This is a genomic window from Micromonospora sp. AB353, from assembly GCF_049538395.1.
Taxonomy (GTDB): domain Bacteria; phylum Actinomycetota; class Actinomycetes; order Mycobacteriales; family Micromonosporaceae; genus Micromonospora; species Micromonospora aurantiaca.
The window spans coordinates 17,297-27,201 of record NZ_JBMVFV010000080.1 but is presented as its reverse complement, the minus strand read 5'-3'; the positions used below and the strand labels follow the sequence as shown (position 1 = coordinate 27,201).

The 9,905-nt window shown below is 74.9% G+C and carries 9 protein-coding genes; 5 read left to right on the top strand and 4 right to left on the bottom strand.

All coding sequences use genetic code 11. The annotated features are described in order from the left end of the window. On the bottom strand, positions 1-221 hold a 221-nt coding region (locus tag ACPCK6_RS24825; protein WP_423482370.1), incomplete at its 3' end, for an NAD(P)H-hydrate epimerase. A 216-nt stretch (positions 222-437) separates the two neighbouring features. Between ACPCK6_RS24825 and ACPCK6_RS24820 the strand changes: the two genes are divergently transcribed. Beyond that, a complete protein-coding gene (locus ACPCK6_RS24820) occupies positions 438-740 on the top strand; it encodes a type VII secretion target (RefSeq protein WP_423482369.1) in 303 nt (100 codons plus the stop codon). Continuing rightward, complete coding sequence (locus ACPCK6_RS24815) at positions 737-2,356, top strand: alpha/beta hydrolase (RefSeq protein WP_423482368.1); 1,620 nt, start codon at positions 737-739, stop codon at positions 2,354-2,356. The genes ACPCK6_RS24820 and ACPCK6_RS24815 overlap by 4 nt, the downstream gene beginning before the upstream one ends. A 65-nt stretch (positions 2,357-2,421) precedes the next feature. On the opposite strand, the gene glmS is transcribed toward ACPCK6_RS24815, so the two are convergent. Beyond that, positions 2,422-4,335 carry a glutamine--fructose-6-phosphate transaminase (isomerizing) gene (glmS, locus tag ACPCK6_RS24810; RefSeq protein ID WP_135242042.1) on the bottom strand — a complete coding sequence of 638 codons (1,914 nt, stop codon included), beginning with the start codon at positions 4,333-4,335 and terminating at the stop codon, positions 2,422-2,424. Between the two features lie 273 nt (positions 4,336-4,608). Here glmS and ACPCK6_RS24805 point away from each other — a divergent pair, with 273 nt between their 5' ends. The 3 genes from ACPCK6_RS24805 to ACPCK6_RS24795 are packed head-to-tail and all read left to right on the top strand — an operon-like array spanning position 4,609 to position 7,905. Continuing rightward, positions 4,609-5,583, top strand: coding sequence for an MmpS family transport accessory protein (locus tag ACPCK6_RS24805; protein ID WP_396883370.1), 975 nt, complete (start codon positions 4,609-4,611; stop codon positions 5,581-5,583). A gap of 31 nt (positions 5,584-5,614) precedes the next feature. Next, a complete protein-coding gene (locus tag ACPCK6_RS24800) occupies positions 5,615-6,802 on the top strand; it encodes a pyridoxal phosphate-dependent aminotransferase (protein WP_423482367.1) in 1,188 nt (395 codons plus the stop codon). Further along, complete coding sequence (locus tag ACPCK6_RS24795) at positions 6,799-7,905, top strand: threonine aldolase family protein (RefSeq protein ID WP_423482366.1); 1,107 nt, start codon at positions 6,799-6,801, stop codon at positions 7,903-7,905. The genes ACPCK6_RS24800 and ACPCK6_RS24795 overlap by 4 nt, the downstream gene beginning before the upstream one ends. Positions 7,906-7,961: 56 nt before the next feature. On the opposite strand, the gene glmM is transcribed toward ACPCK6_RS24795, so the two are convergent. Together glmM and rpsI are read right to left on the bottom strand one after the other, a co-directional pair. Continuing rightward, positions 7,962-9,317 carry a phosphoglucosamine mutase gene (gene glmM / locus ACPCK6_RS24790; RefSeq protein WP_318335695.1) on the bottom strand — a complete coding sequence of 452 codons (1,356 nt, stop codon included), beginning with the start codon at positions 9,315-9,317 and terminating at the stop codon, positions 7,962-7,964. 116 nt (positions 9,318-9,433) lie between these two features. Next, complete coding sequence (gene rpsI, locus ACPCK6_RS24785; protein WP_318335696.1) at positions 9,434-9,898, bottom strand: 30S ribosomal protein S9; 465 nt, start codon at positions 9,896-9,898, stop codon at positions 9,434-9,436. Positions 9,899-9,905 lie beyond the last annotated feature (7 nt).

Genomic DNA, 9,905 nt, shown 5'->3' with positions numbered 1-9,905 from the left:
GCCAGGTGCGCGCCCGCGAAGAGGGCGTCGCCGCCGTTGTCGCCGGACCCGGCGAGCACCAGCACCCGGGCGCCGTAGACGCCGCCCCGGTCGGCGAGCAGCAACGCGCAGCGGCGGGCCAGCCCGGCCGCGGCCCGCTGCATCAGCGCACCGGGTGGCAGGGTGGCCATCAGGCCCGCCTCCGCCGCGCGAACGTCCGCGACCCGCCACACCTGTCTCATGCCACCCCGCCCCGCTCGTCGCGCCGGCTCAGCTTCCGCTCGCGGCTCCCCCGATCACGGCCTCACCCTACCGGCGGCACGCGCCTCGGACCGGTCGGCGGACAAGCCCTGTGGATAACCCGGAGCGTTGTCCACAGGGGTCGGCGGCCACCGCCGGGTGCCGCCTAGCGTCCCGGTGTCCGGAGCCGGCCGGTGGCGCCGGGCGAGGGAGGGCACGTGGTGGAGAAACCGTTCGACGTCGATCCGGAGCTGCTGCGATCGGTGGCGCGCGAGCTGGCCGACGACGCGTACCGGCTGGCCCGCGGGCCGGGCGCGGCACCGGAGTCGTTGCTGATGGCGACGCCGGAAGGCTGGCGATCCGCGATGGCGCTGACCGAGTTGGAGGCGGCGGTGCGGCGCTGGTCCGGCGCGCTCGGCGCCCGGGTGGCCGACACCGCGCAGGCGTTGCGCCGGGGCGCGGACGGCTACGAGGCGGTCGACGAACGCGCCGCGCGCCGCCTCACCGGGGTGCTCCGGTGACCGGCGGGAGTGCTGACGCGGCCACGCCGGTCGGCTACGCGCAGCTCTGGCGCGCCGACCCGGGCGCCTGGTCCACCGCCGGGACGGCGTGGCGGAGCCTCACCACGCCGGTACGGCAGCGCGCCGACGCGCTGACCGCCCGGATCGGCACGCTCCGTCCCGGGTGGTCGGGTACCGCCGCGACGGCGGCGCAACGGCGGATCGGGGACCTGCGCACCGACCTCACCGACGTGCTCCCCGCCCTGGTCGAGGTCGACCAGGTGCTCGCCGAGTTCGGTGCCCGGCTGGGCGCGGCGAAGGCCCGGCTCGGCGCCGCGGTGGCCCGCGCCGAATCGGGTGGCCTGCTCGTCGACCGCACCGGCGCGGTCCGGCCCGACCCGGCGCGGCCGGTGGCGCAGGCCGGACCGGCGGTGGTCCACGCGCGGGCCGGGATCCGGGGCGCGCTGACGCTCGCCGGTGCCGCCGACCTTGAGGCGGCCGGCCGGCTGGCGGACCTGACCACCGCTGCGGTACGCGGCTGGGTCAGCGCCCCGCCCGCCTGGCGACCCGGGCCCGGTGCCGGACCGGCCGAGGTGAGCCGCTGGTGGGCCGGTCTCAGCGCGGCCGAGCGGCGCTGGCTGGTCGGGCGGGAACCGGGCCGGATCGGGCGTCTCGACGGCGTACCGGCAGCCGCCCGGGACCAGGCCAACCGGCTGCTGCTCGGTGACCGGCGGGAGCGGTTGCTCGTCCGGCGGCTCGCGCTGCTGCACCCGCTCCCGGCCGGGCCGTTGGAAGCGTCCCGCCGGGTCCGGCTCGCCGCTGTCGAGGCGGCGCTGCGCGGGCTGGACGGGCTGGCCGAGCGGCTGGCCGAGGGCGGGGCGCCCCGGGCGTACCTGCTGGGGCTCGACCCGGCCGGCGACGGCCGCGCGGTGGTGGCGCTCGGCAACCCGGACCGCGCCGCCTCGGTGCTCACGTACGTCCCGGGCATGACCTCGGACCTCGCCGACGCGCCGGGCGAGCTGGGCCGCGCGGCCCGGGTGTTGCAGCGCTGCGCGGCACTCGGGCCGGGCGAGGAGGCGGCGGCGGTGCTCTGGCTGGACTACGACGCGCCGGACTTCCTCACCGAGGCGGCGGGTACCCGGCAGGCCGAGGAGGCCGGCCCGGCGCTGCACCGCTTCCAGGACGGGCTGCGGGCCGCGCACGAGGGCCCGCCGGCCCGGCAGACGGTGCTCGGGCACAGCTACGGCTCGCTCGTGGTCGGTGCCGCCGCCCGCGACCACGGGTTGAGCGCCGACGCGCTGGTCTTCGTCGGTTCGCCCGGAGTCGGCGTGGACCACGCCGCCGAGCTGCGGATGCCCGTCGGTCAGGTCTGGTCGTCGACCGCGCCGGACGACGTGATCCGGCTGGCCCGTCCACCGGACGAGCTGGCCCGCCGCGCGCTGCTCGCGGGTACGCCACTCGGCCCGGCGCTCGCCGTCCTCGACGGGCCCGGCGAGCGGCTCTGGTTCGGTGCCGACCCGAGCGCGCCGGGCTTCGGCGGCCGGCGCTTCCCGAGCGCCCCGCGCGGCCACACCGGCTACTGGGATCCGGACAACCCGGCGCTGGACGGCATGGCCCGGATCGTGCTGGGCCGATGACCGGGCCGGAGACGACGCGGTCCCCCCACCCGTGGTGCGGGCGGAGGGACCGTGGACGAGATCGGCTACTCGACGGTGACCGACTTGGCCAGGTTCCGGGGCTGGTCGACGTCGTGCCCGCGGGCGGCGGCGATCTCGGCGGCCAGCACCTGCAACGGCACCGTGGTCACCAGCGGCGCCAGCAGCGTCGGCGTACGCGGCACGTAGATCAGGTGGTCGGCGTAGCGGACCACCGCCTGGTCGCCCTCCTCGGCGATCACGATGGTGCGGGCGCCGCGGGCGCGGACCTCCTGGATGTTGGAGACGACCTTGTCGTGCAGCATGCCCCGGCCGACCGGCGACGGCACGATGCAGATCACCGGGGTGCCCTGGTCGATCAGCGAGATCGGGCCGTGCTTCAGCTCGCCGGCGGCGAAGCCCTCGGCGTGCATGTACGCCAGTTCCTTGAGCTTCAGCGCGCCCTCCAGCGCCACCGGGTAGCCCACGTGCCGGCCGATGAACAGCACCGTCGGCTCGGACTTCAACTCGCGGCCCAGCTCGCGGACCGGCTCGATCCGGTCCAGCAGCTCCCGCAGCTTGCCCGGCATCTCCTGGAGCTGGGCCACCACCGCGCCCACCTCGTCGGCGAACTTGATGCCGCGCACCTGGGCCAGGTGCAGGCCGATCAGGTAGCAGGCGACGACCTGGGTGAGGAACGCCTTGGTGGAGGCGACAGCGATCTCCGGGCCGCCGTGGGTGTAGAGCACCGCGTCGGACTCGCGCGGGATGGTCGAGCCGTTGGTGTTGCAGATCGCCAGCACGCGGGCCTTCTGCTCCTTGGCGTGGCGCAGCGCCATCAGCGTGTCCATCGTCTCGCCGGACTGCGAGATCACCACGATCAGCGTGGAGCGGTCCAGCACCGGGTCGCGGTAGCGGAACTCGCTGGCCAGTTCCACCTCGCAGGGGATGCGGGTCCAGTGCTCGATGGCGTACTTGGCGACCAGGCCGGCGTGGTACGAGGTGCCGCAGGCGACGATGAAGATCTTGTCGACGTCGCGCAGATCCTGCTCGCTGAGGCGGACCTCGTCGAGGGCGATCTCGCCGGTCTCGGTGAGCCGGCCCAGCAGCGTGTCGGCGATGGCCTGCGGCTGCTCCTCGATCTCCTTGAGCATGAACCAGTCGTAGCCGCCCTTCTCGGCGGCCGACGAGTCCCAGTCGATGTGGAAGTCGGTGCCGCTGGCCGGCTGGCCGTGGAAGTCGGTGATGTCGATGCTGTCCGGGGTGATCAGGACGATCTGGTCCTGCCCCAGCTCGACCGCGTCCCGGGTGTGCTCGATGAACGCGGCCACGTCGCTGGCCAGGTAGTTCTCCCCGTCGCCCCGGCCGACCACGAGCGGCGAGTTGCGCCGGGCGCCGACCACCGCGCCGGGGATGCCGGCGTCGACGGCGAGCAGCGTGAACGCGCCCTCCAGGCGCCCGCAGACCACGCGCATGGCGGCGGCGAGGAGCTGCGGGCTGTCGGTCTCACCGGCCGAGCGCAGGTCGGCCAGCGCGCGGGCGATCAGGTGCGCGGCGCACTCGGTGTCGGTGTCGCTGGCGAACTCGACACCCTCGTCCTCCAGCTCGGCGCGGAGCTTCGCGAAGTTCTCGATGATGCCGTTGTGGATCACCGCGACGCGGCCGTCCGGGGAGAGGTGCGGGTGGGCGTTGCGGTCGGTCGGGCCGCCGTGCGTGGCCCAGCGGGTGTGGCCGATGCCGGTGGTGCCGTCGCCGATGCCGATCGGGCTGGCGGCGCAGTCCTCGGGGTTGTCGGCCGCGCGCTCGGAGAGGACCTTCTCCAGGTTCGCGAGCTTGCCGGCCTTCTTCTCGGTCAGCAGCTCGTCCTCGCAGACCACGGCGACACCGGCCGAGTCGTAGCCGCGGTATTCGAGACGCCGCAGTCCGTCAAGCACGATGCCGAGCGCCGGGCGCGCACCGGCGTAACCCACGATTCCACACATGGTCCGCAGCCTAACCGAGTTTCGCTCATCGTGCGTGCTCGGAAGGGCGGTTAACGATCACTGAATTTGAGCGAACCGAGCGCCGGGGATGCGATTACCGGACAAAGCACCATCCAGGTCGTTCCGCCCGTCCGGACCGGTTCGGGACGCGGGGCGCGGGCCGCCGCCCGGGACCGCACGGCTGGGCGCCACCGCCTACATTGAGGCCCGGGCGCCGTCCCCCGGCCCCACCGTTCCGCGGTCGTCCGCGCCGTACCCCTGTGAGCTGAGCCCATGTCCGAGCCGACCCCCTCCCCCGAACCGGCCCCCGGACCGGCCGACCCGACCGCCGCGCCGACCACGCCGCAGCCCTCCTCCTGGACGCCGCCGGACCCGCTGGCCGCCCCGCAGCCGTGGACGCCGCCCGAGGCCTGGTCGCCGCCGCCCGCTCCGAGCCCCTGGGCGGCCACCGGCCCGGAGAGCGCGTCCGCCGGAACCGGTCCGGCCATGCCACCGAGCGGGACGGGACACCCGGTGGGCGAACCGGGGTGGGCGGCTCCGGCCGACCCGGCCGCCACGCCGCGCCCGCCCGTCCCCCCGGCGTCGGGCGACCCGCACGTCCCCGGTACGCCCGGATGGCCGTCCCAGCCCGGCGTGCCCGGCTTCCCGGCACAGCCGGCCGGGACACCGGCCGCCTACCCGCCCGGCCCCTACAAAGCCGGGTCCTACCCACCCGGCCCCTACCCGCCGCCGTACGCGTATCCGGGCATGCCGCCGCGCCGCGGTGGCGGCGGTGGCTGGGTGGCCGGCCTGGTGATCGGCCTCGTCACCGTCCTGGCGATCATCGTCTGCGGCTGCGTCGGGCTGTCCTTCCTCGGCCGGGGCCTGGACGACGGGACGGCCTCCGGCGACCGGTACGACGGGCCGCTGTACGGCGAGCCCGACGGGTGGGCCGACGAGCCGACCGCTCCCCCGGCAACGCCGGCCACGACCCCCTCGGGCGGCCCGGGCCGGTTCACCGTCCTGTACGAGGTGACCGGCTCGGAGGGCGAGGCGGAGGTGCAGTTCTACGACGCGAACGGCGACTTCCACCAGCTCGACTCCGTGGACTCGCCCTGGCGGCTGAGATTCACCACAAGCGACCGTGAGCGGGTCCAGATCGTCACAAGCGCCGGACGCGCCGGCCAAGTGACCTGCCGGATAACCATCGACGGCAAGGTCGTCGCCCAGAACTCGGGAAGATGGGGTGTGGCCTGCTTCGGCTGGTGAGCGGTCGGCGGCGGGCCGTAGGCTCGCAGCCGTGACGACGACCGATCCCCTGGTGGCCCGGATGCGGCCGTTCGGCACCACCGTCTTCGCCGAGATGTCCGCGCTCGCCGTGCGCACCGGCGCGGTCAACCTCGGGCAGGGCTTCCCGGACACCGACGGCCCGCCGGAGATGCTCGCCGCCGCGGCCGAGGCGCTGCGTACCGGCCACAACCAGTACCCGCCCGGCCCGGGCATCCCCGCGCTGCGCGCCGCCGTCGCCGAGCACCAGCGCCGGTTCTGGGGCCTGGAGTACGACCCGGACGGCGAGATCGTGGTGACCGCCGGGGCGACCGAGGCGATCGCGGCGAGCATCCTCGCGCTGTGCGAGCCGGGTGACGAGGTGATCTGCTTCGAGCCGTACTACGACTCGTACGCCGCCTCGATCGCGCTCGCCGGGGCGGTCCGCCGCCCGGTGACGCTGCGGCCCGGGCCCGACGGCAGGTACGCGTTCGACCCGGACGAGCTGCGCGCCGCGTTCGGGCCGCGTACCCGGCTGGTGCTGCTGAACTCACCGCACAACCCGACCGGCAAGGTCTTCACCGCCGACGAGCTGACGACTGTGGCCGAGCTGTGCCGGGAGCACGACGTGTACGCGGTCACCGACGAGGTGTACGAGCACCTGGTGTTCACCGACGCCGCCGCGCCGCACGTACCGCCGGCCACGCTGCCGGGGATGCGGGAGCGGACGCTGCGCATCTCGTCGGCCGGCAAGACGTTCTCCTGCACCGGCTGGAAGGTCGGCTGGGTGAGCGGGCCCGCGCCGCTGGTGGCGGCGGTGCTGCGGGTGAAGCAGTTCCTGACGTTCGTCAACGCCGGTCCGCTGCAACCGGCGGTGGCGGTGGCGCTCGGGCTGCCGGACGCGTACTTCACCGGCTTCCGGGACGACATGCAGCGCCGGCGGGACCAGCTCGCCGCCGGGCTGGCCGACGCCGGGTTCGGCGTACTCCCGCCGGAGGGCACCTACTTCGTCACCGCCGACGTCACGCCGCTGCGCGGCCGGGACGGGGTGGAGTTCTGCCGGGCGCTGCCGGAGCGCTGCGGCGTGGTGGCGGTGCCCACGCAGGTGTTCTACGACGACGTGGAGGCCGGCCGCCGGCTGATCCGGTTCGCGTTCTGCAAACGGCCGGAGGTGCTGGCCGAGGCGGTGACCCGGCTGCGCCGGCTCCGGGCGGACGGATGAGCGACGAGCAGGCCACGCGGCGGCGCCGGTTCACCGCCCAGCGTGGCTGCGACACGATGCTCTCCGGCGTACGCCCGGCCTCCGTACGGGAACAGCTCGCCGCGCTCGGCCCGGCGGCCGGGGACGACCCGCCCGACCTGTACGGCGAGGGCGGACCGGTGGCGGAGCTGGAGCTGCGGGTCGCCGAGCTGCTCGGCGCGGACGCCGCCGCGTTCTTCCCGTCGGGCACGATGGCGCAGCAGGTGGCGATGCGGCACGGGGCGGAGCTGACCGGCCGCGCCGGTGTCGGCCTGCACCCGCTCAGCCACCCGCTGACCCACGAGCGGGACGCGTACGCGCTGCTCGCCGGCGTACGCGCGGTGCGCACCACGAACGCGCCGCGCAACCCGACTGCCGACGAGGTGGCGGCGCTCGACGAGCCGATCGGCACGCTCTTCCTGGAGTTGCCGCTGCGCGACGCCGGGTTCGTGCTGCCGACCTGGGGCGAGCTGGTGGCCGTCGTCGCGGCGGCCCGCGCCGGCGGCGCCCGGGTGCACTTCGACGGGGCCCGGCTCTGGGAGTCGTCAGTCCACCTGGGCTACTCGCCGGCCGAGATCGCGGCGCTGGCCGACAGCACCTACGTCTCGTTCTACAAGTCGCTGGGCGGCATCTCCGGTGCCGCGCTGGCCGGCGACGCGGAGCTGATCCGGTACGCGCGTGCCTGGCGGCACCGCTACGGCGGCACGCTGTTCCAGCAGTGGCCGGCGGCGCTCGCAGCGCTCGCCGGGCTGGCCCGGGAGCTGCCCCGCCTCCCCGGGTACGTGGCGCACGCGAGGGTGGTGGCCGAGGCGCTGGCCGCACTGCCCGGCGCCCGGGTGTACCCGGCGCCGCCGCACACCCACCAGTTCCGGTTCTGGCTGCCGTATCCGGCGGCCGTGCTGGACGCGGCGAACCTGGCGCTGGCCGAGGAGGAACGCGCGTGGTTCGTCGGCGGCTGGCGGGACACCGAGGTACCCGGGCTGGCGCTGGCCGAGGTGACTGTGGCCGGACCGGCGCAGGAGCTGGACGCCGACGCGGTCGCGGACCTGGCCGCCCGCTTCCTGCGCCGGATCCAGGCGAACTGACCGGCGGGTCCGGGTGAACTGACCGGCGGATCGTGGGAGCAGGCGGCCCCGGGTGGTCAGGCGACCGGGCTGGCGGTACGGACCTGCTCGGCGATGCGCTCGGCGACCTCGCGAGCGGTGTCCTCGGTGGCCGCCTCGACCATGACCCGCACCAGCGGCTCGGTGCCGGACGGGCGGAGCAGCACCCGGCCGGTCTCGCCCAGCTCGGCCTCGGCGCGCTCGACCTCGGCCCGGACGGCCGGTGCGGCGGCGCCGACGGTACGGTCCCCGACCGGCACGTTGATCAGCACCTGGGGCAGCTTGGTGACCACGGCGGCCAGCTCGGCCAGCGAGGTGCCGGTGGCTGCCATCCGCGCCATCAGGTGCAGACCGGTCAGCACGCCGTCGCCGGTGGTGGCGTACGCGGGCAGCACGATGTGGCCGCTCTGCTCGCCGCCGAGCGCCAGGCCGGAGGCGCGCAGCTCCTCCAGCACGTACCGGTCGCCGACCTTGGTCTCGACCAGCCGGATGCCGTGCTCGGACATGGCCAGGCGGAGACCGAGGTTGCTCATCACGGTGGCGACCAGGGTGTCCTGGGTCAGTTCGCCGGCGTCCCGCATGGCCAGCGCGAGGATCGCCATGACCTGGTCGCCGTCGACCTCGTTCCCGTCGGCGGTGACCGCGACGCAGCGGTCGGCGTCGCCGTCGTGGGCGATGCCGAGGTGGGCGCCGTGCTCGACCACTGCGGCGCGCAGCGCCTCGATGTGGTTCGAGCCGCACTCGTCGTTGATGTTGAGCCCGTCCGGCTCGGCGTGGATGGCGATCACCTCGGCGCCTGCCTCCCGGTAGGCGACCGGGGCGACGTCGGCCGCCGCGCCGTTGGCGCAGTCGACGACGACCTTGATCCCGTCGAGGCGGTGCGGCACGGTGCCGATCAGGTGCTGCACGTAGTGGTCGGCGCCGTCGAGCAGGTCGTGCACGCGGCCGACACCGGCACCGACGGGACGCTTCCAGGCGGTGGTGGCGTTCGCCTTCACCGCCTCCTCGATCCGCATCTCGATCTCGTCGGGCAGCTTGTGCCCGCCGGCGGCGAACAGCTTGATGCCGTTGTCCGGCATCGGGTTGTGCGAGGCGGAGAGCATCACGCCCAGGTCGGCCTTGGCCTCCGCGGTGAGGAACGCCACCGCCGGGGTGGGCAGCACGCCGACCCGGACCACGTTGGCGCCGGCGCTGGTGAGCCCGGCGACCACCGCCGCCTCCAGCATCTCGCCGCTGGCCCGGGTGTCCCGGCCGACCACCGCGAGCGGCGGATGGCTCTTGTCGGTCTCGGCCAGCGTGTGGGCCGCGGCCACCGCGACCGCGAGCGCCAACTCCGGGGTGAGATCCGCGTTCGCCCGCCCGCGTACGCCGTCCGTGCCGAACAACCGGCCCATACCCGCCAACCTCCGTGGAACTGCCGATGAGAGGAGAAACGCGGAACGGCCGGTCCGCCTCCCGGATGGGGGAGGCGAACCGGCCGTCCGTCAGAAGTACAAGACGCTTGTGGTGATCAGCGCTTCGAGTACTGGGGAGCCTTGCGGGCCTTCTTGAGGCCGTACTTCTTGCTCTCCTTGACCCGGGCGTCACGGGTCAGGAAGCCGGCCTTCTTCAGGGCCGGGCGGTCGTCGGGCTCGCTGACGATCAGCGCCCGGGCGATGGCGAGCCGCAGCGCGCCGGCCTGGCCGGTGGTGCCGCCGCCACGCAGGTTGGCGATCACGTCGAACGCCTCGGCCTTCTCGGCGGTGACCAGCGGGTCCTTGATGAGCTGCTGATGCACCTTGCTCGGGAAGTAGGCCTCGAGGTCGCGGCCGTTGCAGGTGATCTTGCCGCTGCCCGGGATGATCCGGACCCGGACGATGGCTTCCTTGCGCCGACCCACGGTCTGGATCGGGCGGTCACCACGGGGCGCGCGCGCGACGGGCGCCGGCGCCTCGGTGGCCTCGGGGGCGACCTCGGTGGCGGTGATGTCGGTCATGCTGCTT

Coding starts and splice junctions, on each gene's coding strand:
- ACPCK6_RS24805 (WP_396883370.1), top strand. CDS start 4,609: ATGTCCGAGCCGACCCCCTCCCCCGAACCGGCCCCCGGACCGGCCGAC.
- glmM (WP_318335695.1), bottom strand. CDS start 9,317: ATGGGCCGGTTGTTCGGCACGGACGGCGTACGCGGGCGGGCGAACGCG.
- ACPCK6_RS24795 (WP_423482366.1), top strand. CDS start 6,799: ATGAGCGACGAGCAGGCCACGCGGCGGCGCCGGTTCACCGCCCAGCGT.
- rpsI (WP_318335696.1), bottom strand. CDS start 9,898: ATGACCGACATCACCGCCACCGAGGTCGCCCCCGAGGCCACCGAGGCG.
- glmS (WP_135242042.1), bottom strand. CDS start 4,335: ATGTGTGGAATCGTGGGTTACGCCGGTGCGCGCCCGGCGCTCGGCATC.